The following is a 24,369-nucleotide window of genomic DNA, read 5'->3' as shown; positions in this document are numbered from 1 at the left end:
GGGGCATCGGCCGAACGGAGGACCGACTTGAGGAACCGGATCTCCCGCCAAGGGGTGCCTTCCGCCCGGTGGGTCCCGCCGCAGGAGGCGAGGGCCGTGGTCAGGGTGGCTAGGGTCGCCGGGTGCCGGGGACGACCGCGGGAGGCGCCTGACCGTGGCCGGGGCCCGCACGCTCGCCCAGGCGTACCGGCGCTTCGCCGAGGTCGACGCCGCCGGGACGTCGCCGCTGTACGAGCGGGTCGCCCTCGCGCTGAGCGGGTCCGACGAGGCCCTGCGCGCCGTCGCGGCCCTGCCGGCGCGCAGGCGGAGCCCCGCCGTCGTCCTCGCCGCGCTGCACGACCTCGCCCTCGTCGGGCGCGCCCCCGCGCTCGCCGCGGCCTACGCCGCCGGGGACGCCGACGCCGCCGCCGGCGCGGCGGTCGACACGCTGCTGCGGGTGACCGACGCGGTCGCGGACGTCGCCGCACGCCGGCCGGTGCGCGCCGACGAGACCGGACACGGCGCCGTGCTGTACCCGCTGGTCGCCGAGGCGGCGCACCGGGTGGGCGCGGCCGCGGTCGGGCTCGTCGACGTGGACTGCGGCGCCGGGTTCGACCTGTCCGTCGACCGCGTCGGGGTCGCCTACGGCGACGGGCGGACGCTGGGCGACCCGTCGTCCCCGCTGCGGACGGCGTGCCGCGTCGTGGGGGACCGGCCCGTCCCGGCGCGGGCGGTACCCGAGGTCGTCGCCCGGATCGGCGTCGACCGCGACCCGGTGGACGTGACCGACCCCGACGACGCCCGGTGGCTGCGCGCCTGCCTGCCACCGGACCGGCCGGAGCGGACAGCGCTGCTCGAGGCGGAGATCGCGCTGGCGGCGACGGCTCCTCCCCTGCTGCTGCGCGGCGACGCCGTCGAGGTGCTGCCCGACGCCCTCGCCCGGGTGCCCGCGGACGCGCTGCCCGTCGTCACGACGACGTGGGCGCTGTCGCGCCTCCCCCTCGATGCCCGGCTGCGCTTCCTGCAGCGCCTCGGCGAGGCGGCGGCCGGCCGGACGGTGGCGTGGGTGTCCGCGGAGGGGGTCGGCGTCGCGCCCGCCGTCCCGACCTTCGGCGACCGCCGCGCCTCGGGCCACAGCGTCCTGGGCGTGGCGGTGTTCGACGGCTCGACCGTGCACGTCGAGGCCGTCGGCCGGTGCTGGTCGCGGGGCCGCATCCTGGCCTGGCTGGCGGGCTCCTGACCCCACGCGGTCAGCCCGGTCGGCGGGCGGTGAGCGCCACCTGCAGGTGCCCGGACGCGTCCGCCGGCAGCCGCAGCTCGGACACGGGCTCCGGACCGGCGTCGGCGGAGGACCGCAGCGGGCCGGGACCGTGGGGACCTGCCGGCCGCCGGGAGGAGCACGACACCTGGGCGGTCACGACCAGTCGGCCGCGGTCAGACCGTCGGGGTGGCCGGGGGGCCACTGGACCAGCTCGATCCGGTTGCCGTCGGGGTCCGTGATCACGGTGGTCCGGAAGTCCGCGGAGCCGTCGGGCGACCCGGGGTCCGCGACCTCGATGCCCTTCGCCCTGAGGTCGGCGACCGTGGCGTCCATCGACTCCACCGAGACGACGAGGTGGCTGAGGCCGGTGCCCCGGGCCCTCCCGGTCTCGCGGGGGTCGAAGACCAGCTCGACGCTGACGACGTCGTCGCCCGGCAGCTTGAGCATCGTCAGCTGGCCGATCGGCGTCTCCGGGACCCGTCCGACCACCTCGTAGCCCACGGCCGTGTAGAAGGCGACCGCCCGCTCGGGATCGGCGACCCGCAGGCCGACGTGCAGGGTCCTCACCGTCCCGCTCCCGCGTCGTGACCGGCCGGCGGCCGCCGTACGCGGTGGCGCAGGTGCAGGACCCGGTGCTCGGGGTCGGTGTCCGCGGCGTTCGACTCACGGACCAGCTCGAGCTCGGTCCGCTCGGCGGGCAGGTGGTCGAACAGCCGTCGTCCCCGTCCGAGGAGGACGGGGACGACGTGCAGTTCCATCTCGTCGAGCTCGCCGGCCCGGAGCAGCGCCTGGGCGGCCCCGGCGCCCAGCACCAGCACGTCGGCGTCGCCGGCGGCGGCACGGGCCCGTGCGGCGCAGGCACGGACGTCGGTCACGTACTGCACGCTGCCCGGCGGAGGCTCCTCCGGCACGTGGCGGGTGAGCACGAAGACCGGGACGCCGTCGTGGTGGTCGCCGTTCCAGCGGTTCGCGTGCTCGTAGGTGCGGCGGCCCGAGATGACGGCCCGGGTCGCGGTCGCCTCGGCGACCACCTGACCGTTCGGACCCGGGTCGAGGCGGTGGTCCAGCCAGTTGAACAGACGGAACCCGCCGAGGCCCATCGGCTCCTCGGGACCGTCCTCCGGCCCGACGACGAGCCCGTCGAGGGACACGGTCATGTCCAGCCGGATCGCCTGGGTCCCGGTGCTCATGTGGTCCTGACGCACGACGGGCGCAGAACTCATCGGGGATCCCGCCCCACGCCGCCGCGTCGCGCAGCCGGCCCGGTCAGCACGGTGGGCCCCGTGGGGATCGAACCCACAACCCGCGGATTAAAAGTCCGCTGCTCTGCCAGTTGAGCTAGAGGCCCGGCGCCGCCGAGTCTCCCAGACGGAGCGGGCGGTCACCGGCCCCTGGAGGTCAGCGTCGGCTCCGCAGGCCTTCCAGGAAGCCCTTCCACAGCTGGCTGCCGAAGGACTGCTTCCGGCCCGTGTCCGCCGTCGTCTGCGGCTTCGACGCCCTCTGCGGCGCCTGCCGCGTCGAGCTCAGACGTCGCTGGGGTGGCTGGGCCCGGCGTCGGGTTCCCTGCGGCATGGCGGCACCCTCTTCCGTCCGCTGCCGGCCCGCGCGGGGCCGCGGGCGGGTGCGGCACCCGCATGGTGCCCCGGCCGGGAGCGCCGGGGCCGGCCGCCGGCGGCCCGCCCCGCCGGTCCGCGATCCCGTGACCGAGCGCGATCGTCCGACGACGCTCGGCGCGACCGGGGCGACATCCTCTGCGGACCGGCGGGCGGCGGTCCATCGTGGGAGGCAACCGCAGACCTGGGGGAGCTCATGACCGTGTCGACCGTCAACCGCGCGCCCCGGCCCAGCGGCCTGGCCGACGTCCTCGACGTGGTGCTGGACAAGGGCATCGTGCTCGACGCGTACGCGCGCGTGGCGCTGCTGGGCATCGAGCTGGTGACCGTCGACGCGCGGGTCGTCATCGCCAGCGTGGACACCTACCTGCGGTTCGCGGAGGCGGTGAACCGGCTCGACCTGTACCCCGGCAGCGAGCCCAGGGGCCTGCCCGGGCTCTTCGAGGACACCCTCGAGGGCGGCGCCAAGATGGTCGTGAAGAAGAAGCTGAGCGGTCCCGCGGAGAAGATCGAGAACTTCGTCGAGAAGATCACCGGCCGCGGGAACGAGGAGCGCGAGCGGTAGGACGCTCCCGCCCCACGGCGGCCCGGCCGGGCCGACAATGCAGGCACCGCGACCGTCGGGACCGGGGAGGGTGCCATGACGTCGCAGATCCCGGGACTTCCCGGCCGTGACCTGCTGCAGCCGCTGACCGAGGAGATCGGCGCGGCGGTGCACCGCGAGGTCGAGCGGGTGCGGGACGAGGTCACGCGCCCGTACCGCGACTCGCGGGAGGGGGTGCGCCTGCTCGGCGGCTCGGCCGTGCTCGGCTCGATGGCGGCCGGCGGCGCGACGGCGCTGCTGATCCGGCTGCTGGACCGCCGGCTGCCGCCGACGGTGTCGGCGGCACTGGTCACCGCGGCGCTCGGCGCGGGCGCCTCCGCCCTGGCGCGCGCCGGCCGCGCGCGGATGCCCTGGGCGTCTCCGGGCGCTGCCCCTCGCCCCGGGACCTGACCGGGGACGCGGCGCGACCGGCGGGTCCGGCCGGCGCGCCGCGTCGTCACGGCTCAGGCGTCGGCGCGCGCGGCCCGTGCCGGGGCCCTGCGCTCGTCCTCCTCACCTCTCCGGACGGCGGGGATCTCGCGCAGGCCGGGACGGCGCCGCTGGTCGGGTTGGGCTCGTCGGGGAGTCTGGTCCTGCATCGGTGCCCTCCGATCTCGTCGGCGCACGTCCGTGCACGCCTGGGGTTCCGAGGGCGCCGATCCTGTGGCTGCCGCCCGGACCACCCGTCCCGGACACGCCGGTCCCGCCCGGCCCCACGGCGCTGCGCAGCGGGGCGCTGTCCCCCGGTGCACGCCCCGTCACCACCCGGCGCGCCGCTCCACGAGGACTCCGTCGGCCTCCTCCACCGCCGCGACGGCGGCCCGGAGTCGGGCCCGGTCCGCCTCCGCAGCGGCCGCCAGTACCCCCAGGACCTCGGCGTCGGTCACAGCACGTCGAGCACCAGCAGCACGACCAGGGTCAGCACCGCCGACACGAGCAGGGATCCCAGGCAGCCCAGGCGGTTGGAGAAGAAGAGGAACACCCGGTCGAGGTGCCCACCGTGCGCCGTCGGCAACCGTGCGTCACCACGGGAGCGCCACCCGGTCGGGGGCGTGCACCCGATCGGGGGATCGTGGCACCGGGGGCCACTACCTACGGTCATCCCAGCGCGCCGGTCACGACCGCGCGCGACCACTCCGGCCCGGCCGTCCCGTTCCCCCCGGGACAGCCGGGCCGGTCCCTTCTCCGGCCCGTCAGCAGGCGGTGGCGACCAGCCCGGAGAGGACGTCCCGCTGCGCCTGGTCCAGCGGCAGGTCCGCCGGCACCTCGTCGTCGTCCCCCACCTGCAGCCCCAGCAGGAACAGGTGGGGCTGCTTGACCTCCGCCAGCGCGTGCGGGTCGCAGCGCGCCATCGTGAACTCGACCGGGACCTCCAGCGTCGGGTCCCCCGCCCCCAGGGTCCGCGGCAGGTCGTCCGCGGCGACGTCGTAGAGCACGTTGCCCTCCAGCCGGGTCACGGTCACCGGGCGGTCGTCGTCGCCGGACCGGGTCAGCACGAGCGACCCGGTGACGGCGTCGCCGTCCGACGCGAGCCCCGTGACGGCCACCCCCGCGACGGCGAGGACGGCGCGGACGGCACAGCGCTCCTCGTGGATGCGGCCGAGCGTCTCGGCGGCCAGCGGCACGCGCAGGGTCTCGGTGCGCCCGTCGGGCCGGACGACGGTCAGCCGCGCCGCGGCGGGCTCGGCGGCCCGGTCGCACACCACCTCGCCGTAGGGCGTGGGCAGGTCGATGGTGCGGCCGGGCGCGTAGGCGGCGGTGAGCGCCCGGTCCGGCAGCGGCACGAAGCCGGGCGAGTCGATCGCGACGGCGGTGACGGTGAACGGCTCGGTGCCGGTGTCGGTGACCCGCACCTGCACCTGGCCGCCGACCGCCGCGTCGGTGCGCAGCTCCACCGCCTCGGCCTCGATCCCGGGCACCGGCGGCACGGCCGGACCGGGAGCGGGCGTGGACGACGGCGGCACCGGCGGGGTCGGCTCGGCGGCCGACGGCCCGGCGGAGCCGCACGCGGCGCACAGCAGCACGACGAGCCCCGCCGCCGTCCGCCGCACGCGGCGAGCGTAGGGCGGCGGGCTACTGGTGGCGGGAGGGCAGCCGCGCCATCACCCGGCCGGCCTCCATCCGCACCTCGAGCTTCTCCTGGGGGTTCGCCGCCGGCCCGCGCCGCGGCTCCCCGTTCTCCAGGTCGAACGCCGAGTCGTGCCACGGGCAGACCAGGCAGGTGTGCCCGCGCACCTCCTCGACGGTGCCCTCGTACAGCGGCCCGGCCAGGTGCGAGCAGGCGCCCACGAAGACGTCGACCCGCGCACCCCGGCGGACGGCGGCCAGCGGCGCGGCGACCCCGCTGCCGCCCGCGGTGCGCAGCGCGGGCCGGCCCTCCGGCAGGTCGTCGAGCGGGCCGAGGTCGATCCAGTCGGAGGTCAGCGCGCGGGCCGCCGTCGCCGCGTGCGAGGCGCCCGAGGACTGGGCGTAGGACATGTGCCCGCCGATCGCCGCGGACCCGGTGGCGATGCCCAGCCCGGCGTAGGCGAGCACCCGGCCGAGCGTTCCGCGGCCCCTGGCCCGGGCGACCAGGGAACCCACGTAGAGGCTCAGCGCGGCCACGTTGGAGACCGCGTGCAGCGCGCCCAGCCGGCGGACGCCGACCTCCTGCTCCGACCAGTCGGCCGCACCGGACATCGCCGCGGGCACCGAGACCACGACCCCGGTGGCGATCAGGACGGTGGCCGCCGGCCGCAGCGGCGGGACGGCGTCGAGCAGGCCGGCCGAGGTCCAGCTCCCGACGGGGACCTGCACGAGCACGGGGTGCAGCGGGTGGCCGAGCCAGGTGCCGTGCAGCGCGTCCTTGAGCACTCCCGGCCGCAGGACCGCCTGGACCGCCTTGCGGGCCGACTCGATGGTCCGGTCGAAGGTGCTCACGTCGGCGAGGCGGTCGAGGATCCCCATCAGGCTCATGCGCGGGTCCCTACCCCCGCCGGGCCACCCTGACGCCACCGGCCAGGGGGCTGACCAGCACGGTCACGAGGAGTCCCGCGGCGACCGCACCGGTCGCGTTGAGCAGCGCGTCCAGCGGCGAGACGACGCGGCCGAGCGGCAGCAGCCACTGCAGCACCTCGATCGCCGCGCCCGTCGCGACGGCCGCGCCCGCGAGGACGGCCGGCCGGCGCAGGACCGGGAAGCGGAGGACGGCCACCGCGGCGACCGCCGTCAGCAGCAGCAGGTTGCCCAGCAGCTGCCGCACGGTGGCGGGCGAGTCCAGGCCGGCGAGGTACCAGCGCGCCTCGACGGCGGGCGAGCCCCAGGCCCAGCCCGCGTCGCCGGTGGGCAGCAGCGTGAGCGCGGCGACGACGGTCAGCGCCACGGCGAGGGCGGCGGACAGCAGCGACCTCATGGCCCCGACCGTGACGCAGGTCCCTGGCAGGCCCCTGGGAGCGAGCTGCGATGACCCGGAGTGAGGGGACGCACACCCGACACAGCGACCCGCGCGGAGCAACTCGCTCGCCCCCAGGTAAGTGTCAGGAGGATCCTGGACAGTGATCCCCGACGACGCCGTGAGCAGCCAGGAGGTGTGCCCGTGACCTGCCCGTCGCTGCTGCACCGCCCCGCGGTCGTCGACGTCGTCGCCGACCTGGCCGCGAGCCTGAACACCCTGGTGCGCTCCGACCGGGCGCTGGGCCAGTTCGCGCGGTTCGTGATGGTCGGCGGGTTCTCCAGCGCCGTCTACGCGCTGCTGTTCTGGCTGCTGCGCGACCTGGGCGGCGTGCAGGCGAACGTCGTCGGCTCGGCGCTGTCGTCGATGCTCGCCAACGAGATGCACCGGCGGCTGACCTTCCGCGCCGGCGAGCGGGTCGGCTGGTTCGCCGCGCAGTGGGAGGGCGGCGCGCTGGCGATCGCCGGCATGGTGGCCACCAGCCTGGCGCTGAGCTGGTTCAACGCCACGGTCCCCGAGCCCCCCGTCGTCGCGGAGCTGGCGGTCATCGCCCTGGTCACCGCGACCATCGGGACGCTGCGCTTCCTCGCCCTGCGCTGGGTCTTCCGCCCGCAGCCCGCCTGATCCCCCGGCCCGGTCGCCCGCCGCGTGTTTGGCGCGTGCGTGTCGCGAGCACACAGCCCGGTAGTGGTTGAACACGCAACTACGAGACCGCGTACGCGACACGAGAGCCGAGGGAACCGTGGCGAAGATCGCCGTCATCTACTACTCGTCCACCGGGAACGTGCACCAGCTGGCCGCCGCCCTGGCCGAGGGTGCCGAGGAGGCCGGCGCCGAGGTGCGCCTGCGCCGGGTCCCGGAACTGGCCCCCGAGGAGGCCATCGACAGCAACCCGCTGTGGCGGGCGCACGTCGACGCCACCGCGAGCGAGGTCCAGGAGGCCACGCCGGCCGACCTGGAGTGGGCCGACGGCTACGCGCTGGGCAGCCCCACCCGCTTCGGCACGCCCGCCTCGCAGATGAAGCAGTTCATCGACCAGCTCGGCGGCCTGTGGTTCACCGGCAAGCTCGCCGACAAGGGCGCCACCGCGTTCACCAGCGCGCAGAACGTCCACGGCGGCAACGAGTCGACGATCCTCACGTTCTTCAACGTCTTCTCGCACTTCGGCGCGGTCATCGTGCCGCCCGGCTACACCGACCCGCTGCTGTTCGAGGCCGGCGGCAACCCCTACGGCGTCTCGAACGCCTCGGGCGGCAAGTCGGCCACCGCCTCCGACGCCGAGATCGCCGCGGCCCGCTACCAGGGCCGCCGGCTGGCCGAGGTGACCGCGAAGCTGGTGGCCTGACCTGCACGGACACACCGTGACGGCCGGCCGGGACCCCTCCCGGCCGGCCGTCGCCGTCCCCGGCAGAGGTACCCGCCCGGAACTAACCTCGGCGGGATGAGCGGGCCGACGACGCGGGCGCCCGGGCGCTGGAGGCGTCCGGCGCGGGTCGCCGGGCGCTGGGCGGTCCGGCTCGCCGTCGCGGCTGCCGGCGCGCTGCTCGGCATCCTGCTGCTCGGCCGCGTCGAGGCGCCGATCGGCCCGTTCGACGCCGGCCTCGCCCTGACCCCCACCGGCGGCGGCGCGACCGTGGAGGTGCCGCCGCTCGGGACGCTGGAGGTCGACGCCTACGACGGCCCGCTCGGGCTCGACGTCCAGCTGCGCCGTGTCGACGAGACGCGCATCCAGGCGCTGGTGAGCGACCCGGCCCGGCTCGACGGCGTGGTCGACCAGGTGAGCGCCGACCTGCAGGACGCCGTCGTCCGGCTGGCCTGGACGACGGCCGCCGCCGGGGTGGGCGGCGCCGCCGTCGCCTCCCTGCTCCTCTACCGCCGCTGGCGCGAGCCGCTGGTGGCCGCGGGCGTCTCGGTGGTCCTGCTCGCGGGCACCGCCGGACTGGGTGCGGCGACCTGGCGGCCCGAGGCGCTGTCCCAGCCCACCTACACCGGCCTGCTGGTCAACGCGACCAGCCTGATCGGCAGCGCCGAGGACATCGTCGCCCGGTTCAGCGCCTACCGGGAGTCGCTCGAGGAGCTGGTCACCAACGTCGGCACGCTGTACTCCGCGCTGTCGGCCCTGCCGGCGCCGGGCGGGCCCACCGACACCGTGGCCCTGCTGCACGTCTCGGACGTCCACCTCAACCCGGCGGGCTTCGACCTGGTGGCGCAGGTGGCCGACCAGTTCGACGTCGACGCCGTCCTCGACACCGGCGACATCACCGACTGGGGCAGCGAGCCGGAGAACCGGCTGATCGGCTCCATCGGCGCGCTCGGCGTCCCCTACGTGTACGTCCGCGGCAACCACGACTCCGCGACCACCGCCGCGCTGGTCGCCTCCCAGCCCAACGCCACCGTCCTCGACGACTCCGCGACGGAGGTCGCCGGCCTGACCGTGATCGGCGCCCGGGACCCCCGGTTCACCCCCGACAAGGACGCCACCGGCGACGGCGAGACGCTGGAGCAGACCGGCGAGGACCTCGCGGAGGTCGCCGAGGAGCAGGCGGAGACGCCGGCGATCGCGATGGTGCACGACCCGGAGCAGGCCGGGCCGCTGGACGGCGTCGTCCCGCTGGTCCTGGCCGGGCACACCCACGAGCGGGAGGTCGAGACCCTCGACGGCGGGACGCTGCTCATGGTGCAGGGGTCGACCGGCGGTGCCGGCCTGCGCGGCCTGCAGGGCGAGTACCCCGAGCCGCTGACCTGCACGGTCCTCTACCTCGACCCGGACACCGGCGCGCTGGTCGCCTACGACGACATCACCCTCGGCGGCCTGGGCGAGACCGAGGCGACGATCGTGCGCACCGTCGTCCCGGAGCGGACCGCCGACGACGTCCCCGCCGACGTCCCCGCCGACGTGCCCGCCGACGGCACGCAGGACGGCACCGGCGGCGGGACGCCGTCCTCCCCGACGGACTGAGCCGCCCGTCCTACGCTCGCGCCATGGCTCCGACTCCCCGCCTGGCCGCCGGCGTCCTCGCCGGGGCCCTGGCCCTGGTCCCCGTCGCCGGCTGCTCGTTCACCTCGAACGGTTTCTCCTGCTCCGGGTCGACCTGCACGATCACGCTGGACGGGGAGGGCAGCGAGGTCGAGGTCCTCGGGACGACGGTGACGCTCGGGAGCGTGCAGGACGGGCGGGCGTCGATCAGCGTCGCCGGGGCCAGCGTGTCCTGCGGGGAGGGCGAGTCCGTGAACGCCGGGAGCCTGTCCCTGGAGTGCACCAGCGTCTCCGGCGACTCGGTGGAGCTCACCGCCAGCCTCGGCTGAGGCCTCAGCCGGCGTCGGCGACCTCGACCACCACCCGGGTCGGGTCCTCGAGCCCGTAGACCCGGAACGGCGCCTGCGAGCGGGTGCCGACGAAGGCGACCGTCGTCCCCTCGAAGGTCGCGTCGAAGACCACCTCGGTGACCGTGGCGGTGCCCTGGCCCGGCAGCGGGTCGGGGCCCGCGTACTCCTCGACGCCGGTGTCGTAGGGGTAGCCGGCGCCGGTGATCGTCACCTGCAGGACCGCCTCGCCGGCCACGTCGACCTCCTCGCCGCTGCCCTGCGAGCTCGCCACGTCGACGTAGCGGACGTCCCAGCCCGGCGTCCCCGTGCCGCCGGCCTCGAACACCACGCGGTCGAAGCCGTCGTGGCGGCCGGTGCGCACGTCGCGCACGGTCACCGACGCGTCGGCGGAGGCCTCGGCGGTGTCGGGCCGCGTGTCGGCGGGGGGCGACGGCGCGGCGGTACCGGTGTCCCCGCCGGTGTCCCCGCCGGTGTCGCCCCCGGTCGGCGAGGCCGACCCGCCGGCCGACGACGTCGTGGCGGACGACGGAGCGGTCGAGGGCGCGGCCGCCGCCGGCCGCTCCTCCGCGCCGCAGCCGGTCAGCAGGAGCGCCGCGGTGAGCAGGGCGGGGGTGAGGGCGCGGCGGGACACCCGCGGATCGTGACAGCCGGCCGGCCCCGGACGGGCCCGCCACGCCTGGCCGAGGGGTGGTGTCGGGGGCCCTCCGGGGGCCGTGTATCGTTCTCCCTGCCCCCGGCGAACACGAGCCCCCATCGTCTAGCGGTCCAGGACGCCGCCCTTTCAAGGCGGTAGCACGGGTTCGAACCCCGTTGGGGGCACGGCACCACCAGCAGTACCAGCAAGGCCCTGTAGCGCAGTTGGTTAGCGCGCCGCCCTGTCACGGCGGAGGTCGCGGGTTCGAGTCCCGTCAGGGTCGCTTCCCCGGTGCAGCGTCACCGGGAGGGGCAGGTAGCTCAGTCGGTACGAGCGCTCGCCTGAAAAGCGAGAGGTCGGCGGTTCGACCCCGCCCCTGCCCACACACTCCTCCTCTCCCCCCGGGAGCCCGGTGGTCGTCGAGTCGCGCGACCCGGCCCGGGACGCCGGCCTCGCCGCCCGCCTGCTCGAGGTCCAGCACGCCGCCTACGCCGTCGAGGCGCGGCTGATCGGCGACGACCGGATCCCCGCCCTGCACGAGGACCTGACCGGCCTGCGGGCCGCGGGCCTGTCCTGGCTGGTCGCCTTCGACGGCGCGACCGTCCTCGGCGCCCTCGGCTGGCGGGACACCGGCGACGGCGTCGACGTCGACCGGCTCGTCGTCGACCCCGCGCACGCGCGCCGCGGCACCGGGCTGGCCCTGGTCGCCGCCGTGCTGGAGCGGGCCGGGCGGCGCCCGGTCACCGTCTCCACCGGCCGCGACAACACCCCGGCCCGCCGGCTCTACGCCCGGGCCGGGTTCGCCGAGGTGGCCGAGCACGAGGTGCTGCCCGGCCTGTGGGTGGTCGACCTGCTCCGACCGGCTCAGACGCCGACGACGCGGTCGGCCACCACCTGGTCGTAGACCTGCTCGTGGACGGCCTGCACCGCGGCGCGCTGCTCCGCCCGCCAGGCGCGGTCGGCCGGGCGCGGCATCGGCCGGGCCAGCGCCGCGCCGACCGCCACGCCGAGCGACACCGGGTCGAAGCCGCACCCCTCGTCGTCGCCGTAGCCGACGACGTCGGACCACTGCTCGGCGAACCACCCGCAGCGGGGCGCCACCACCCGCGTGCCGACGTCGCGGCACACCTCCAGGTCCCGCGAGTGCGTGCCGCAGCGCTGCGGCAGCACCGCCACGTGCAGCTCCTGCAGCTGCGCGGCCCACCGCGCCGGGTCCCGGGCGACCACCTCGAGCCCCTCGGCGCGGGCCAGGTCCGGGTCGAGGGCGAGTGACCGCCCGGGCTCGAGGAACACCCGCAGCCGCCCGCCGCCGGAGACCGCGCCCGACAGCGCGGCCCGCACCATCGCGACCGGGTCGGTGACCGCGGCCCCCGGGATGCCGAGCGCCAGCCCGACCAGGCCGCGCTCGGCGCCGGTGTCCGGGTCGGCCGCGGCGACCGAGGGGTGGGCGACGACGATCGCCGTCCGCCCGAAGCGCTCGGCGATCTCGTCGGCGGCGCCGGGGGTCAGCGTGAAGACGACCTCCGCGGTGGCCAGCAGCGCGGCGAGGTGGGCGTCGTGCCGGGCGGGCCGGGCGGGGTCGCGCAGCTGGTGCACGGTGACGACCAGCGGCACCCCGGTGCGGCGCAGCGCCTCGGTCCAGCTGACCACCTCGTCCTCGTGCAGGTGCCCGCGGCCGGTGTGCAGGTGCACGACGTCGACCAGGGCCGCGTGCGCGGTGAGGTACGCCGGGTCCAGCCACGGGCTCGGGTCGTGGGCGGGCCCCACCCGCACCGCGGAGGCGGGCAGCACGGCGTCGACGTAGGGATCGGCGTGCGGCACCGTCGCGACGCGGGTCCGCGCGGACGTCGGTAGTGCGTGCATCACTCGGGCGGCCACTCCTCCTGCGGTCGAGCACTGCGACGGCAGGGGCGGTGCTCCTCGATGAACTCCGGGGAGTTCCGATACCCCAGGATGGTGCCGCACAACCGTGTGGAGGCTCACCGAGTGGCCTGCGTCACCCGATGGGGGTTCAGCCGGCGCCGCTGCGGCCCTCCCGCGCGGCGGCGTAGGCCGGCGCCCGGAACCGGGCCATCGGGCCGTCGGCGACCAGGCCCGGTGGCGGGTTGCGGACGGCGTCGAAGCGCAGGTCGGGGTCGAGGCCCTCGACCGGGTCCCCGAGGGTCAGCCGGCCGAACGGCACCCACTCCCCCGCCCCGCGGGCGACCACCAGGCGGAACGCCGTCCCGGCGGCCGCGGCGGCGACCGGCGCCGGGTCCGACGGCAGCTCCTCCGGCCGGTCCGGGACCGCCGCCAGCCGGAGCGTCCCGGCGGCCGAGCGGTATCCCATGATCGACGAGTAGGTGGTCGCGGCGTCGACCCGGAGCACCGGCAGGAGCCGCGTCCAGCGGCCGGAGCCGGTGCTCGACAGCAGCAGGTCCACGGGCCGGCCGCCGTCGGGCAGCCGGACCGCGAGGCCCAGGACGTCGGGCAGCGGGGCGGGCAGGCCCGCCCCGCGGGACAGCCGCACGACGGCGTCCTCGCGCGCCGGTCCCTCCAGCCACGGGACGCCCCAGGAGCCGGGGACGCCGGTCCGCTCGAGCACGGCCGCGACGACGGCGCCGCGGGGGTGCATCGGCTTGCCGCGGCGCCGGCGCGCCAGGGCGCCCAGCGGCACCGCGGCCAGTCGTCCGGCCAGCCTCGCGAGGTCGAGCACGCCGCTGCCCTACCCGCGCTCCCGGGCCGTGCACGTGTCGCTCGTCAACCGGCAGGACCTGCCGGTGACCGGGCGGGATGTCCGTCGTTCCTTGCCTGTGACACGGAGCAGTCCGCCGCATACGGTCAGTCAGTGCTCACGACGCTCCTGGTCACCGGCGGGGTCCTCGCCGGACTGCTCCTGCTGCTCGCCCTGATCGTCGCCCTGAGCTCCCGGCCCGCTCCCCGCACCGCTCCGCGGCCCGGCGAGCGCTCCGCCGGGTGGGTGGCCGACGCCGGCCGCCCGCACCCCGACGCCTGGTCGCCGCTGACCACGACCACGACGTCGGAGATCCGCCCGGTCCGCTGACCGGGCCCCAGGTCCGGCGTCCCGGCGGCTGCGGACGGCGCGCCGCCGGGACGACCCGCCGGCTCAGCGCCGCACCGGCGCCCACTCCGACTCGGCGCGCAGCACCGGCTTGAGCACCTTGCCGCCGGGGTTGCGGGGCAGCACCGCCGACCGCACGGACACGAACTGCGGCACCTTGAAGTCGGCCAGGTGGGCACGGGCGTGCGCCAGGAACGCCTCGAGGTCGAGCTCGGTGCCGGGCACCGGCACGACGACGGCGCCGACCTTCTCCCCCATCACCGGGTCGGGCACCCCGACGACGGCGACCTCGAAGACCCCCGGCGCGGCCGCCAGCGCGTTCTCCACCTCGACGCAGTACACGTTCTCGCCGCCGCGGTTGATCATGTCCTTGGCGCGGTCGACGACGTAGGTGAACCCGTCGTCGTCGATGCGCGCCAGGTCCCCGGAGTGCAGCCAGCCGTCGGTGAACGCCTGCGCGGTCGCCTCCGGCTTGTTCCAGTAGCCCTGGACGACGTTGGCGCCGCGGATGAGCAGCTCCCCGACACCGGTCTCCGGGTCCGGGTCGGCCACCTGCAGGTCGACCACCGGGGCGGGGAAGCCCACCGAGTCGGCGTGCGTGCCGGCGTACTCGTGCGGCAGGAACGTCGAGATCGACGACGTCTCCGACAACCCGAACCCGTTCCCCACCCGCGCCGCCGGGAACGCCTCCTTGATCCGCGCCACCAGCTCCGGCGCGATCGGCGCCCCGCCGTAGGTGGCGAACCGGACGCAGCTCACGTCGGTGTCGGCGAAGGCGGGCTGGTTGACCGCCAGCCAGAACACCGCGGGCACCGACGTGACGACCGCGATCCGCTCCTCGGGGATGACCCGCAGGAACCGGCCGACCTCGAACGCCGGCATGACCACCGCCGCCGCGCCGCCCTCCAGCGCCGGCAGCAGCTGGCTGTTGCAGCCGGTGACGTGGAACAGCGGCACGCTGATCAGGTTCCGCAGCGTCGGGTCGTGCCGGCCCAGCCCGACCACCCGGCGCGCGTTCTCCGTGTTGGTCAGGAAGTTCTCGTGGCTGGTCATCGCGCCCTTGGGGAAGCCGGTCGTCCCCGAGGTGTAGAAGATCGCCGCGAGGTCGGACCGGGTCAGCCCCTCCTCCACGTACGGCGCGCCGTCGGGCAGCGGCTCCCCCGGCGCCAGCACCACCCGCGCGCCGCTGTCGTCGACGACGTACTGCGCCTCGGGCTCGGTGAACCGGGTGTTCACCGGTACGGCCACCCCACCGGCCATCAGCGTGCCGAGGAAGCCCAGCACCCAGTCGGCGCCGTTGCCCAGCCGGATCGCCACCCGGTCGCCGCGGCCGACGCCGGCCTCGCGCAGCCCGCCGGCGACCCGCGCCGCGCCGTCCCACAGCTGCCGGAAGGTCAGCCGGGGGCCGTCGACCTCCACGACCGCCTCGCCGTCCGGGTCGCGCTCGACCGAGGCCCGCAGCATCGCGACGACGGACCCCGGCAGGTCGGTGTAGTGCTTGACGCCGGCCGCGTCGCGCTCGACCCCTGCCTCGTCGAAGGGGTGCAGCGCCATCTCAGTAGGTCCCGGTGTTCTCGAAGTACCGGCGCGGGACGTCCACCAGCATCGTGGTGATCTGCTCCTCGGTGACGCCGCGCTCGCGCACGTAGGGGAGGACGTCGTCGTGGATGTGCGTGTAGTGCCACTGCGGCAGGAGGTCCATGACGCCGGGGGCCAGCCAGTCGATGTAGCAGGAGGCGTCCTGCGAGAGCACCATCCGGTCGGCGTAGCCGCGGCGGCACATCTCGACCAGCGTGTCGGCGCGGGCCTCGAAGGTCGTGTCCAGGTTGATGCCGAACCGGTCCATGCCGAGGACGAAGCCCGCGTCGGCGAGCTCGGACAGGTGGTCGACGTCGGTGGTGTCCCCGCTGTGCCCGAGCACGACGCGGCCGGGGTCGACGCCCTCGTCGTCGAGCACCTTCTGGACGTCGAGCCCGGTGTGGCTGCCCGGGTGGGTGTGCACGGTGATCGGGGCGCCGGTGGCGCGGTGGGCCTTGGCGACGGCGCGCATGACCCGCTCCACGCCCGGGGTCAGGCCCTGGTGGTCGATGGCGCACTTGAGGAACGCCGCCCGGACGCCGGTGCCGGCGATGCCGTCGGTGATGTCGCCGACGAACATGTCGACCATCGGGTCGGGCACCTCGGCGCCGACGGCCTCGTTGAGCGCCGGGCCGCGGTAGTGGAAGAAGAACGGGACGTCGTCGTAGGTGTAGCAGCCGGTCGCGACGACGATGTTGAGGTCGACCTGCTCGGCGATCCGCTGGATGCGCGGGATGTAGCGGCCGAGGCCGATGACGGTGGGGTCGACGATGGTGCGCACGCCGGTCGCGGCCAGCCTCGTCAGCTTCTGCACCGCGTCGGCGACCCGGTCGTCCTCGCTGCCCCACTCGCCGGGGTAGTTCTGCTGGACGTCGGCGTTGAGCACGAACACGTGCTCGTGCATGAGGGTCGGGCCGAGTTCGGCGGTGTCGACGGGGCCGCGAACGGTCTGCACCTGGGGCAACGGGTCCTCCTCTGGGCCGGTGCCCGGACGACGCCGTCCGGGCACCGGCACGCTAGCGGGGACGTGACCTGCGTCGCACTGGGGTCAGCCGCCGGTCACCAGTTCCGCGGCCCGCTCGCCGACCATCACCGCGGTCGCCGCCGGCCCCCGCGAGGGCGCCTCGGGCAGCACCGACGTGTCGGCGACCCGCAGCCCGTCGACGCCGCGCACCCGCAGGTGCTGGTCGACGACGGCGCCCGGGTCGCCGTCCGGGCCCATCCGGGCGCTGCCGGCGAGGTGCACCGCCGTGGTCAGGTGCGCGCGGACCCAGCCGTCGAGGGCGGCGTCGTCGGCGAGGACGCCGGCCGGCGGGCCGGGGCGGGCGGCGACCAGCGGGGCCAGCGCGCGGGTGCTCAGCAGGCCGTCGGCCAGGCGCACCGCCTCGCGCAGCCGCCGCCGGTCGGTCGCGGTCGCCAGGTACCGGTGCTCGATCCGCGGCGGCGCCGCGGGGTCCGCCGACGCCAGCGACAGCCGGCCCCGGCTCTCCTCGCGGTACAGCCCGGCGGCCAGCGCGAGCGTGCGGTCGTCCCCGCCCCCGCCGGGGACCACCCGCCCCCAGGGCCGCAGCCACGGCAGCACCTCCAGGTCGCCGGGCACGGGCGAGTCCGAGGAGGTGGCGTTCAGCGACCCGTGCAGCGGCAGCGGCCAGTCGCCCTCGGGCAGCCCGGCCACGGGCACCCAGGGCAGGTGGACCAGCGGGTGGTCGGTCAGCCCGGCGCCCACCCCGGGCAGGTCGGCGACGACGTCGAGGCCGTGCGCGCGCAGGTGGTCGGCCGGGCCGACGCCGGACAGCAGCAGCAGGTGCGGCGAGCCGACGGCGCCCGCGGCCAGCACCACCTCGGCGGCGTGCACCGGGCCGGCGTCGGTGTCCACGCCCACCGCGCGGCCGCGCCCGACCAGCACCCGCCGTACCCGCACCCCGCCGCGCACCGTCAGTCGCGGCGACCCGCGCCGCGGGGACAGGTAGGCCATCGCCGCGTTGACCCGCAGGCCGCCGTCGACGGTGAACGGCACCGGTCCGTAGCCGGGCGGGCCGCCGGCGTTCTTGTCCGGCTCCTCCGGGACGCCGAGCTCCGCGGCCGCCGCGGCCAGCGCCTCCGTCAGCGGCGAGCCGCCGACGGGCCGGGTGACCGGCAGCGGGCCGCCGCGGCCGTGCCCCGGCCGGTCGCCGTACTGGCGGTCGTCCTCGAGCCGGCGCCAGGCCGGCAGCGTGGCGTCGAGGCTCCACAGGTCGTTGCCCGCGGCGGCCCAGCCGGCGTGGTCGGCGGGGGTGGCGCGGACGAAGTAGCCGCCGTTGACGGCGCTGGACCCGCCCACCACGCGCCCGCGCGGCAGCGGGGCGGTGGTGCCCGGGGTCAGCTCGGTGGTGAACGACCAGTTCGCGGGGTGCCCGGGCACGGTGGCGCGCAGCGTGGCGGCGTCGCGCAGGTCGGGCGGGAAGTCGGCGGGCCAGGGGTGGTCGGCGCCGGCCTCGAGCAGCAGGACGCGGCGGCCGGCGTCGGCGAGGCGGGCGGCCAGCGCGCAGCCGGACGATCCGGCGCCCACCACGACGACGTCCCAGCTCACAGGCCGAGGACCCCCGGCAGGTCCAGCCGCCGGACCTTGCCGGTGGAGGTGCGCGGCAGCTCCCCCACCGGGTGCAGGCTCTTGGGCCGCTTGGCCGGGGACAGCCGCTCCCGTGCCCAGGCGCCGAGGGCGGCGGGGTCCGCGGTGCCCACGTAGGCGGCGATCACCCGCTGCCCCCACTCCTCGTCGGGGACGCCGACGACCGCGCTCTCCACCACGTCCGGGTGCGCGTCGAGGACCGCCTCGACCTCGGCCGGGTAGACGTTCACGCCGCCGGAGATGACCAGGTCCTCGCGGCGGCCGTCGAGCCAGACGGTGCCGTCGGCGTCGACCCGGCCGAGGTCGCCGACCGTGACCCGGTCGCCGCGCCAGGCCGCCGCGGTCTTCTCCGGCGCGCGCCAGTACTCGAACCGCGCCCACCGCGGCACGGCGCACCACAGCTGGCCGCGCGCGTCGGTCTCCAGCCGCCGGCCCGGCCGCGCGCGGCCGACGCTGCCGGGGTGCGCCAGCCAGTCGTCGGCGGAGCAGACGGTGAACTGGGCCTCGGTGGAGCCGTAGAACTCCCAGACGCTGCCCGCCGGCAGCGCGTCGAGCACCGCCCGCTTGAGCGGCTCGGGGCAGGGCGCGCCGGCGTGCGCGAGCACGCGGAGGGAGGACCAGTCGACGTCGTCGCGGGCGAGCAGCCGGCGCAGGTGGGTGGGGACGCAGAACGTCGTCGTGGGGGCGAGCGTGCTGACCGCCGCGGCCGCCCGGGCGGCGTCGAACGGGCCGGGCAGCAGCACCTCGCCGCCGGCCAGCAGCGTGTGGACGGCGAACCGCAGCGGCGCCGAGTGGTGCAGCGGGGAGAGCACCAGGTGCCGGTCGGCGGCGGTGAAGCCCCAGAGGTCGATCTCCTCGGCGGCCAGCGCGCGGGCGTCGCCGTCGTCGAGGACGCCGGACCACACGCCCTTGCGGCGCCCGGTGGTGCCCGACGTGTAGTGCATCGGCCGGGCCAGCGGCACGTCGGCGAGGTCCGCCTCGTCGTCGCCGGTGAGCAGCCGCTCGGGCGCCGGACCGGCGTCGAGGGCCGCGTCGGCGTCGTCGGCGAGGGCGGCCCGCTCGGCGGCGGGCAGCGCCGGGTCGAGCACCACGGGCACGATCCCGGTGCGCAGCGCCCCGAGGACGACGGCCAGCAGCGCCGGGGAGGACGCCGCCGAGACCAGCAGCCGGTCGCCGCGCCGCAGCCCCGCCGCCCGCAGCGCCGCCGCGGCCCGCCGCTGGTCGCGCTCGCTGTCGGCGGCCCGGACGACGGCGGTCACGGCAGACGCACCCGGTCGCCGTCCACCACGACGTGCCCCTCGGCGGCGAGCTTGGCCAGCGTGGCGCGGGTCGACTGCGCGGCCGCCGGCCACAGCGCCCGGGGCACCTCGGCGTAGACGTCGGCCACCACCGCGTCGACGGTGCCCGCCCCGCGGACCAGCGCGGCCAGCAGCTGCGACTCCCGGAACGCGCGGTGGGCGAGGTAGAAGTCGAGCACGGCGCCCGGGTCCTCGGTGAGCTCCGGTCCGTGCCCGCAGTACAGCGCGCTCGGCCCGAGGTCGTGCACCCGCCGCAGCGACTCCAGGTAGGCGACGACGTCACCCTCCGGGTGCGTGACCACCGACGTCCCCCGGCCGAGGACGTGGTCGCCGACCAGCACCGCCCCGGACTCCAGCCGGAAGGCCAGGTGGTCGGGGGTGTGCCCGGGCGTCGGGACGACGTCCAGCGCGGTGCCCGCCAGACGCAGCCGCTCCCCCGGCTCGAGCAGCCGGCCGCCGGGCCCCGCGACGGCGGCGTCGGCCGCGGCGACCGGCGCGCCGAACCGGGCCCCCCACGGCTGCGCGGCCTCGGCGTGGTCGCCGTGGTGGTGGGTGACCAGCACGGCGACGCAGCGCGCGTCGCGGGCGGCCAGCGCCTCCTCCACCGCGGCGAGGTGGGCGGGGTCGTCGGGACCGGGGTCGACCACGACGGCCTGCCCGCTGCCCGGCGCGCCGACGAGGTAGGTGTTGGTGCCGTCGAGGGTCATGCCCGACGGGTTGGGGGCCAGCACGCGGGTGACCAGGGGCTCGAGGTCCGCCGTCCGCGGCAGCCCGCCGGGGGCGGGGAGGTCCCAGGTGACGCGTGGGTCGACGGGGGCGCGCACGACCGCACGGTAGTCCGCGCCCGCACGCGGACCGCCCGACCGGCCGTTAGCCTCCGAGCATGCGATCGATCGCGCACCTGTCCCGCTCCGCCGTCGTGGCGGCGGCCGCGGCCGTCCTGCTCACCGCCTGCGGCGACGGGGGCGACGGGTCGGGCAGCGGGGAGGCCGCCGAGTCCACCGCCGCGAGCACCTCGAGCTCCGCCGAGTCCAGTGGCGACCCCAGCGGCTCGTCCTCCGCGGGCAGCGACGACCCCGCCGTCGCGGCGTTCTGCGAGCAGGCCGCGCAGTACGAGGAGCTCGGCAACCAGCTCTCGGCCGCGACGACCGAGCAGCTGCCGGGCCTGCTGCAGCAGGCGGCCGCCGCGTTCGACTCCGTGCAGCCGCCGGCCGAGATCGCGAGCGACTGGCAGGTCGTGGGCGACGCCGTGCAGGCCTTCTCCGACACCGCCAACTCCGTCGACCTCAGCACCCCCGACGGCCAGGCCCAGCTGCAGACCGCCGCCCAGCAGTTCGTGACCGTCGCCCAGGGCCCGGAGGCGACCAACGTCACCGAGTTCGGCGAGCAGAACTGCGGCGCCGCCGCTCCCACCTCCTAGCCGCCACGACGACGGCCCGCTCCCCGCTCGGGGGGCGGGCCGTCGTCGTGTCCGGCCCGGTCAGCGGCGGGCGGGGACGGTCCCGGCGAGCACCGCGGCGGCCAGGCCCGCGAGCACGACGAGGACCAGCGCGGCGGACAGCCCGACCCCCTCGGCGAGCACGCCGACGGCGGGCGGCCCGGTGGCCGAGCCCAGGTAGCCGACGGTGGTGACCGTGGCGATGGCGGCCGGTGCCGGGATCCCGGCGCCGCCGCGGTGCGGCGCGTCCGGCGCGGCACCGAGCACGACCGGCGCCAGCGGGGCCACCGCCAGCCCGACGAGCGCCCAGCCGGCCAGCGCCCAGCCCGCGGTGGGCGCCAGCGCCGCCAGCCCCGCCCCGGCCGCGACGGCCAGCCCGCAGCCCCGGACGACGGCGGCGCGGCGGCACCGCAGGAGCAGCCGGTCGCCGGGGAGCCGGCCCACGACCAGCGCAGCGGTGACGGCGAGCAGGCCCGCGGCGGCCAGCCCCGGCCCGGCGCCGTGGTCGGCCCGCAGGTGGACGGCGACCCACTGGGTGGCCGAGGCGTCGACGAGGAACGCGCACGAGGCCACCGCGCCCAGGCCGAGCAGGCCCCGGCGGGACCCGGCCGATCGCGGGCGCGCGGGCGCCGGGAGCTCGCGCAGCAGCAGCCGCGTCGCGGGACCGCCGGCGACGAGACCGGCCGCGGTCGCCGCGCCCAGGTGCACGCCGAGCGGGACGTCCGCGGCGGCGGCCGCCGTCGCCCCCAGCGCGCCGGCCAGCAGCCCGACCCCCTGGGCGGCGTGCAGGCCGGAGAGCACCGGGCGCCGGCACTGCCGCTCCAGCGCCACGCCCTGGGCGTTGAGCGCGACGTCGACGACGCTGTTGGCAGCGGCCCAGCCGGCCAGCGCGGCCGCCAGCCACGGCAGGGACGGCGCCGCCGCCGCGACCGACAGCAGCGGCGCGTAGCCGGCCAGGCCCAGCGCCGCCCCGGCGCGGCTGCCCCGGCGGGTGACCAGCGCGCTGCCCAGCGGCAGGCCGAGCAGCGCCCCGCCCTCGACGGCGAGGACCGCGACCGCCAGGCCACCCGGGCTCAGCCCCAGCCGCTCCTGCACCGCGGGGACCCGCCCGGCCCAGCTGGCGGCGAGCAGCCCGGTCAGGAGGAAGAGGACGCGGGTCGCCGCCACGGCCCGGCCCGCGGTGGGCTGCTCGACGGTCACCCCCGGGACATCGGCCGCCGGGGCCGTGACCATCCATCAGGATCGGCTGGGACGGTCCTGACGTCCGGTCATGGCAGGGGCAGACTGCGGGCCGTGCTGGACACGACGAGGCTCGTGACGCTGCACGCCGTCCTCACGCACGGCTCGTTCACCGCGGCGGCGGCCGCGCTGCACCTCACCCAGCCGGCGGTCTCCCGCCAGGTGAGCCTGCTGGAGCGGCAGCTCGGCACGCTGCTGGTGCACCGCACGCAGCAGGGCGTGCGGCCCACCGAGGCCGGCCGCCTGCTGCTCGCCCACGCGGAGACGCTGCTCGCGGGCCTGGAACGGGCCGAGCGCGAGGTGCGCGACCTCGCCGGCCTCACCCGCGGCACCGTGCGGCTGGGCTCCTTCCTCTCCGCCCTGGTGTACCTGTCCGCCGAGCTGGCCGCGGCGCTCGGCGAGCGCCATCCCGGCCTCGTCGTCGTCGACGAGCTGGTCGACCGGGCCGCGGCCCTGGCCCGGCTGCGCCGGGGTGGACTCGACCTCGCGCTCGTCTGCGAGCCCGACCTGGAGCCCGCCCCGCCTGCCGACGACGTCGAACTGCACGCCCTGTTCGACGACCCGCTGCGCGTCGCGCTGCCGGCCGGTCACCGCCTGGCCGGCGCCGCCGCGGTGCGGGTGCGCGACCTGGCCGCGGACACCTGGATCCGCCCGCACGACGGCTCGGCCGCCCGCCGGCTGGACGCGGTGCTCGCCCGCGCCGGGGTGACGCCGCCGCTGCTGCTGGCCGGCCACGGCGACGAGCCGGTGGAGACCCAGGCGCTGGTGGCGGCCGGCCGCGGCGTCGCGCTGACCCACGACCTCACCGTGGTCGTCGGCGGGCACGACCTCGTCCTGCGCCCGCTGGCCGACGAGCCGGGCTCCCGCCGGGTGCAGGCGGCGGTGCTGCCGGGACCGCGCCCGCCGGCGACCGCCGCCGCGCTGGCCGCGCTGCAGCGGATCGGCGCGGCCCGCCGCGCCCGGCTCAGCAGCCGCTGATCGACACCCCGCGGGCGCGCAGCCACGGCACCGGGTCGACCTGGCCGCCGTGGAGGGCGCCCGAGGGGTGGACCTCGAAGTGCAGGTGCGGGCCGGTGGACTGGCCGCGGTTGCCGACCTCGGCGATCGGCTCGCCCGCGACGACGCGCTCGCCGGTGCCGACGTACTCGGCGTTGACGTGGCCGTAGACGGTGACCGCGCCGTCGTCGCCGCGGATGTAGATCGCCAGGCCGAAGCCGGTCGCCGGGCCGTGCCGGACGACGACGCCCGAGGTGGCCGCGTAGATCGGCGTCCCGATCGGGGCGGCGATGTCCACGCCGCCGTGCAGGACGCCCCAGCGGGCGCCGAAGCAGCTCGAGGTCCGGCCCGAGGTCGGCTTCACGTAGCCGGACCCGCTGACCTCGGAGGCGGCGGCCGTGCGGGTCCCCGACGACGCCGCGGCGCGGTCGGCGGCGGCCTCGGCGGCGGCCTCCTCGGCGGCCTGGGCGGCGGCCGCGGCCGCGGCGGCCTCCTCCTCGGCCTTCTGCCGCTGCCACTCCTGGTAGGCGTCGCGGGCGCCCTGCAGCTCCAGCAGGTGGATCTGCGCCGCCTGCAGCTGCTGGTCCAGCGTCGCCTTGTTCGCCTCGGCCGCGGCGACGGCCGTCTGCTGCGCGGCCACCTGCGCGTCGGCCGCGGCCTTGGCGTCGGCGGCCTGCTGCTCGGCCGCCGCGGCCGCGTCCCGGGTGGCCCGCGCGGCGGACTCGGCGTTGGCCTGCCGGACCCGCGCGACCTCGAACTCCTCGAGCACGTCGACCTGGGTGTCGGCGACGTAGTCCAGCAGCGCGGCCCGCTGGACCAGCTCGCCGGGGCCGGCGGAGTCCAGCAGCGCCGCCGCGGTGGCCAGGGTGGGGTCGTTGACGTAGCTGTCGCGGGCGAAGCCGGCGATGCGGTCGATCGCGGCGTCGACGGCGTCGGTCGCGGCCTGCAGGTCGGCGGCGGCCTGGTCGGCGGCCGCCTGGGCCTGGAGCAGGGCCTCCTCGGCGGCGAGGTAGGCGGTGCCGGCCGCCTCGGCCTGCACACCGAGCCGCTCGAGCTCGCTCTCGGCGGCGGCCACCTCGGCGGCGAGCCGGCCCACCTCGGCGGCGGCCGCCTCCTGGGCCGCCTGGGCGCCGGCGATCTCGCCGTCGCTCGGGTTCACCGGTGGTGGCGGGACGGCCAGGGCGGGCCCGGCGGTGCCGAGCAGGACCGCACAGGAGAGCAGGCCGACCAGGGCGGCGCGGACGCCGCCACGGCGGCCGCGGGTCCGGGCGGGACGGCACTGCGGCATCGGGCGCTCCCTGGGGAAGAGGGGTGGTGCAGGTGC

27 protein-coding genes and 4 tRNA genes are annotated in these 24,369 nt (G+C 77.2%); 14 read left to right on the top strand and 17 right to left on the bottom strand.

What is annotated here, in order from left to right:
- Nucleotides 1–154: 154 nt before the first annotated feature.
- Nucleotides 155–1,219 (top strand): DUF2332 domain-containing protein, encoded by a 1,065-nt coding sequence (locus tag ACFO3M_RS09215; RefSeq protein WP_387988283.1) that lies wholly within the window; start codon nt 155–157, stop codon nt 1,217–1,219.
- A gap of 174 nt (nt 1,220–1,393) precedes the next feature.
- On the opposite strand, the gene ACFO3M_RS09210 is transcribed toward ACFO3M_RS09215, so the two are convergent.
- From ACFO3M_RS09210 to ACFO3M_RS09200, 3 genes are all read right to left on the bottom strand, one after another.
- The gene (locus ACFO3M_RS09210) at nt 1,394–1,807 is read right to left on the bottom strand and encodes a VOC family protein (RefSeq protein ID WP_387988282.1); all 414 of its coding nucleotides are present in this window, start codon (nt 1,805–1,807) and stop codon (nt 1,394–1,396) included.
- On the bottom strand, nt 1,804–2,463 hold the full coding sequence (locus tag ACFO3M_RS09205) for a dihydrofolate reductase family protein (protein WP_387988281.1): 660 nt from the start codon (nt 2,461–2,463) through the stop codon (nt 1,804–1,806). The genes ACFO3M_RS09210 and ACFO3M_RS09205 overlap by 4 nt, the downstream gene beginning before the upstream one ends.
- A 52-nt stretch (nt 2,464–2,515) precedes the next feature.
- Nucleotides 2,516–2,588: transfer RNA gene (locus ACFO3M_RS09200), tRNA-Lys, on the bottom strand.
- A 461-nt stretch (nt 2,589–3,049) separates the two neighbouring features.
- Between ACFO3M_RS09200 and gvpJ the strand changes: the two genes are divergently transcribed.
- Nucleotides 3,050–3,418: a gas vesicle protein GvpJ gene (gene gvpJ / locus ACFO3M_RS09195; RefSeq protein WP_387988280.1), complete on the top strand. Its 369-nt coding sequence runs from the start codon at nt 3,050–3,052 to the stop codon at nt 3,416–3,418.
- 75 nt (nt 3,419–3,493) lie between these two features.
- Complete coding sequence (locus ACFO3M_RS09190) at nt 3,494–3,847, top strand: phage holin family protein (protein ID WP_387988279.1); 354 nt, start codon at nt 3,494–3,496, stop codon at nt 3,845–3,847.
- A 472-nt stretch (nt 3,848–4,319) separates the two neighbouring features.
- Here the strand turns inward: ACFO3M_RS09190 and ACFO3M_RS09185 are convergent, their stop codons facing one another.
- The 4 genes from ACFO3M_RS09185 to ACFO3M_RS09170 all read right to left on the bottom strand — a co-directional run bounded on the left by ACFO3M_RS09185 (nt 4,320) and on the right by ACFO3M_RS09170 (nt 6,827).
- Nucleotides 4,320–4,451, bottom strand: coding sequence for a hypothetical protein (locus ACFO3M_RS09185; protein WP_387988278.1), 132 nt, complete (start codon nt 4,449–4,451; stop codon nt 4,320–4,322).
- A 178-nt stretch (nt 4,452–4,629) separates the two neighbouring features.
- The gene (locus tag ACFO3M_RS09180) at nt 4,630–5,487 is read right to left on the bottom strand and encodes a hypothetical protein (protein ID WP_387988277.1); all 858 of its coding nucleotides are present in this window, start codon (nt 5,485–5,487) and stop codon (nt 4,630–4,632) included.
- 22 nt (nt 5,488–5,509) lie between these two features.
- Complete coding sequence (locus ACFO3M_RS09175) at nt 5,510–6,391, bottom strand: Rieske (2Fe-2S) protein (protein WP_387988276.1); 882 nt, start codon at nt 6,389–6,391, stop codon at nt 5,510–5,512.
- A gap of 10 nt (nt 6,392–6,401) precedes the next feature.
- Nucleotides 6,402–6,827: a VanZ family protein gene (locus ACFO3M_RS09170; protein WP_387988275.1), complete on the bottom strand. Its 426-nt coding sequence runs from the start codon at nt 6,825–6,827 to the stop codon at nt 6,402–6,404.
- 183 nt (nt 6,828–7,010) lie between these two features.
- Between ACFO3M_RS09170 and ACFO3M_RS09165 the strand changes: the two genes are divergently transcribed.
- From ACFO3M_RS09165 to ACFO3M_RS09150, 4 genes are all read left to right on the top strand, one after another.
- Nucleotides 7,011–7,490: a GtrA family protein gene (locus ACFO3M_RS09165; RefSeq protein WP_387988274.1), complete on the top strand. Its 480-nt coding sequence runs from the start codon at nt 7,011–7,013 to the stop codon at nt 7,488–7,490.
- Nucleotides 7,491–7,608: 118 nt separating this feature from the next.
- Complete coding sequence (gene wrbA, locus ACFO3M_RS09160; protein WP_387988273.1) at nt 7,609–8,211, top strand: NAD(P)H:quinone oxidoreductase; 603 nt, start codon at nt 7,609–7,611, stop codon at nt 8,209–8,211.
- A gap of 96 nt (nt 8,212–8,307) precedes the next feature.
- Nucleotides 8,308–9,825, top strand: a complete 1,518-nt coding sequence (locus ACFO3M_RS09155) for a metallophosphoesterase (protein ID WP_387988272.1) — start codon at nt 8,308–8,310, stop codon at nt 9,823–9,825.
- A gap of 23 nt (nt 9,826–9,848) precedes the next feature.
- Entirely contained in the window at nt 9,849–10,172 is a 324-nt protein-coding gene (locus ACFO3M_RS09150) for a hypothetical protein (RefSeq protein WP_387988271.1), read from the top strand.
- 4 nt (nt 10,173–10,176) lie between these two features.
- Here ACFO3M_RS09150 and ACFO3M_RS09145 read toward each other — a convergent pair whose 3' ends face one another.
- The gene (locus ACFO3M_RS09145) at nt 10,177–10,824 is read right to left on the bottom strand and encodes an AMIN-like domain-containing (lipo)protein (protein ID WP_387988270.1); all 648 of its coding nucleotides are present in this window, start codon (nt 10,822–10,824) and stop codon (nt 10,177–10,179) included.
- A gap of 115 nt (nt 10,825–10,939) precedes the next feature.
- On the opposite strand from ACFO3M_RS09145, the gene ACFO3M_RS09140 reads away from it, so the two are divergent.
- From ACFO3M_RS09140 to ACFO3M_RS09125, 4 genes are all read left to right on the top strand, one after another.
- Nucleotides 10,940–11,012, top strand: a tRNA-Glu gene (locus ACFO3M_RS09140).
- Nucleotides 11,013–11,036: 24 nt separating this feature from the next.
- Nucleotides 11,037–11,110 (top strand) — tRNA-Asp (locus ACFO3M_RS09135).
- 26 nt (nt 11,111–11,136) lie between these two features.
- Nucleotides 11,137–11,210 (top strand) — tRNA-Phe (locus tag ACFO3M_RS09130).
- Between the two features lie 29 nt (nt 11,211–11,239).
- Nucleotides 11,240–11,731: a GNAT family N-acetyltransferase gene (locus ACFO3M_RS09125; RefSeq protein ID WP_387988269.1), complete on the top strand. Its 492-nt coding sequence runs from the start codon at nt 11,240–11,242 to the stop codon at nt 11,729–11,731.
- On the opposite strand, the gene ACFO3M_RS09120 is transcribed toward ACFO3M_RS09125, so the two are convergent.
- Together ACFO3M_RS09120 and ACFO3M_RS09115 are read right to left on the bottom strand one after the other, a co-directional pair.
- The gene (locus ACFO3M_RS09120; RefSeq protein WP_387988268.1) at nt 11,692–12,705 is read right to left on the bottom strand and encodes a hypothetical protein; all 1,014 of its coding nucleotides are present in this window, start codon (nt 12,703–12,705) and stop codon (nt 11,692–11,694) included. The genes ACFO3M_RS09125 and ACFO3M_RS09120 overlap by 40 nt on opposite strands.
- A gap of 133 nt (nt 12,706–12,838) precedes the next feature.
- The gene (locus ACFO3M_RS09115; RefSeq protein WP_387988267.1) at nt 12,839–13,522 is read right to left on the bottom strand and encodes a phosphodiesterase; all 684 of its coding nucleotides are present in this window, start codon (nt 13,520–13,522) and stop codon (nt 12,839–12,841) included.
- A 132-nt stretch (nt 13,523–13,654) separates the two neighbouring features.
- Between ACFO3M_RS09115 and ACFO3M_RS09110 the strand changes: the two genes are divergently transcribed.
- Entirely contained in the window at nt 13,655–13,870 is a 216-nt protein-coding gene (locus ACFO3M_RS09110; protein ID WP_387988266.1) for a hypothetical protein, read from the top strand.
- A gap of 63 nt (nt 13,871–13,933) precedes the next feature.
- On the opposite strand, the gene ACFO3M_RS09105 is transcribed toward ACFO3M_RS09110, so the two are convergent.
- The 5 genes from ACFO3M_RS09105 to ACFO3M_RS09085 form a co-directional block, all read right to left on the bottom strand.
- The gene (locus ACFO3M_RS09105) at nt 13,934–15,442 is read right to left on the bottom strand and encodes a class I adenylate-forming enzyme family protein (protein WP_387988265.1); all 1,509 of its coding nucleotides are present in this window, start codon (nt 15,440–15,442) and stop codon (nt 13,934–13,936) included.
- A gap of 1 nt (nt 15,443) precedes the next feature.
- Nucleotides 15,444–16,421, bottom strand: a complete 978-nt coding sequence (locus ACFO3M_RS09100) for a phosphotriesterase family protein (RefSeq protein ID WP_387988410.1) — start codon at nt 16,419–16,421, stop codon at nt 15,444–15,446.
- Nucleotides 16,422–16,514: 93 nt separating this feature from the next.
- Entirely contained in the window at nt 16,515–18,035 is a 1,521-nt protein-coding gene (gene mftG / locus ACFO3M_RS09095) for a mycofactocin dehydrogenase MftG (protein WP_387988264.1), read from the bottom strand.
- Nucleotides 18,032–19,333 (bottom strand): class I adenylate-forming enzyme family protein, encoded by a 1,302-nt coding sequence (locus ACFO3M_RS09090; RefSeq protein ID WP_387988263.1) that lies wholly within the window; start codon nt 19,331–19,333, stop codon nt 18,032–18,034. Before ACFO3M_RS09090 ends, mftG begins: the two co-directional genes overlap by 4 nt.
- Nucleotides 19,330–20,196 (bottom strand): MBL fold metallo-hydrolase, encoded by an 867-nt coding sequence (locus ACFO3M_RS09085; RefSeq protein ID WP_387988262.1) that lies wholly within the window; start codon nt 20,194–20,196, stop codon nt 19,330–19,332. Before ACFO3M_RS09085 ends, ACFO3M_RS09090 begins: the two co-directional genes overlap by 4 nt.
- Nucleotides 20,197–20,255: 59 nt before the next feature.
- Here ACFO3M_RS09085 and ACFO3M_RS09080 point away from each other — a divergent pair, with 59 nt between their 5' ends.
- A complete protein-coding gene (locus ACFO3M_RS09080) occupies nt 20,256–20,792 on the top strand; it encodes a hypothetical protein (protein WP_387988261.1) in 537 nt (178 codons plus the stop codon).
- Between the two features lie 60 nt (nt 20,793–20,852).
- Here ACFO3M_RS09080 and ACFO3M_RS09075 read toward each other — a convergent pair whose 3' ends face one another.
- The gene (locus ACFO3M_RS09075) at nt 20,853–22,010 is read right to left on the bottom strand and encodes an MFS transporter (protein ID WP_387988260.1); all 1,158 of its coding nucleotides are present in this window, start codon (nt 22,008–22,010) and stop codon (nt 20,853–20,855) included.
- 93 nt (nt 22,011–22,103) lie between these two features.
- Here ACFO3M_RS09075 and ACFO3M_RS09070 point away from each other — a divergent pair, with 93 nt between their 5' ends.
- Nucleotides 22,104–23,027, top strand: a complete 924-nt coding sequence (locus ACFO3M_RS09070; RefSeq protein ID WP_387988259.1) for a LysR family transcriptional regulator — start codon at nt 22,104–22,106, stop codon at nt 23,025–23,027.
- On the opposite strand, the gene ACFO3M_RS09065 is transcribed toward ACFO3M_RS09070, so the two are convergent.
- Nucleotides 23,014–24,333, bottom strand: coding sequence for a M23 family metallopeptidase (locus ACFO3M_RS09065; RefSeq protein WP_387988258.1), 1,320 nt, complete (start codon nt 24,331–24,333; stop codon nt 23,014–23,016). The genes ACFO3M_RS09070 and ACFO3M_RS09065 overlap by 14 nt on opposite strands.
- Between the last annotated feature and the right edge of the window lie 36 nt (nt 24,334–24,369).

The sequence above is a fragment of the Geodermatophilus arenarius genome (genome assembly GCF_042654585.1).
GTDB classification, from domain to species: Bacteria; Actinomycetota; Actinomycetes; order Mycobacteriales; family Geodermatophilaceae; genus Geodermatophilus; species Geodermatophilus arenarius.
Note: the sequence above shows the minus strand (reverse complement) of the source record. Positions and strands in the feature narration are given on the sequence as shown.

What these genes read in the sequence shown, in the direction of transcription:
- ACFO3M_RS09205 (WP_387988281.1), bottom strand. Translation starts at nt 2,463, where the DNA reads ATGAGTTCTGCGCCCGTCGTGCGTCAGGACCACATGAGCACCGGGACC.
- gvpJ (WP_387988280.1), top strand. Translation starts at nt 3,050, where the DNA reads ATGACCGTGTCGACCGTCAACCGCGCGCCCCGGCCCAGCGGCCTGGCC.
- ACFO3M_RS09190 (WP_387988279.1), top strand. Translation starts at nt 3,494, where the DNA reads ATGACGTCGCAGATCCCGGGACTTCCCGGCCGTGACCTGCTGCAGCCG.
- ACFO3M_RS09175 (WP_387988276.1), bottom strand. Translation starts at nt 6,391, where the DNA reads ATGAGCCTGATGGGGATCCTCGACCGCCTCGCCGACGTGAGCACCTTC.
- ACFO3M_RS09170 (WP_387988275.1), bottom strand. Translation starts at nt 6,827, where the DNA reads ATGAGGTCGCTGCTGTCCGCCGCCCTCGCCGTGGCGCTGACCGTCGTC.
- ACFO3M_RS09155 (WP_387988272.1), top strand. Translation starts at nt 8,308, where the DNA reads ATGAGCGGGCCGACGACGCGGGCGCCCGGGCGCTGGAGGCGTCCGGCG.
- ACFO3M_RS09150 (WP_387988271.1), top strand. Translation starts at nt 9,849, where the DNA reads ATGGCTCCGACTCCCCGCCTGGCCGCCGGCGTCCTCGCCGGGGCCCTG.
- ACFO3M_RS09105 (WP_387988265.1), bottom strand. Translation starts at nt 15,442, where the DNA reads ATGGCGCTGCACCCCTTCGACGAGGCAGGGGTCGAGCGCGACGCGGCC.
- ACFO3M_RS09080 (WP_387988261.1), top strand. Translation starts at nt 20,256, where the DNA reads ATGCGATCGATCGCGCACCTGTCCCGCTCCGCCGTCGTGGCGGCGGCC.
- ACFO3M_RS09065 (WP_387988258.1), bottom strand. Translation starts at nt 24,333, where the DNA reads ATGCCGCAGTGCCGTCCCGCCCGGACCCGCGGCCGCCGTGGCGGCGTC.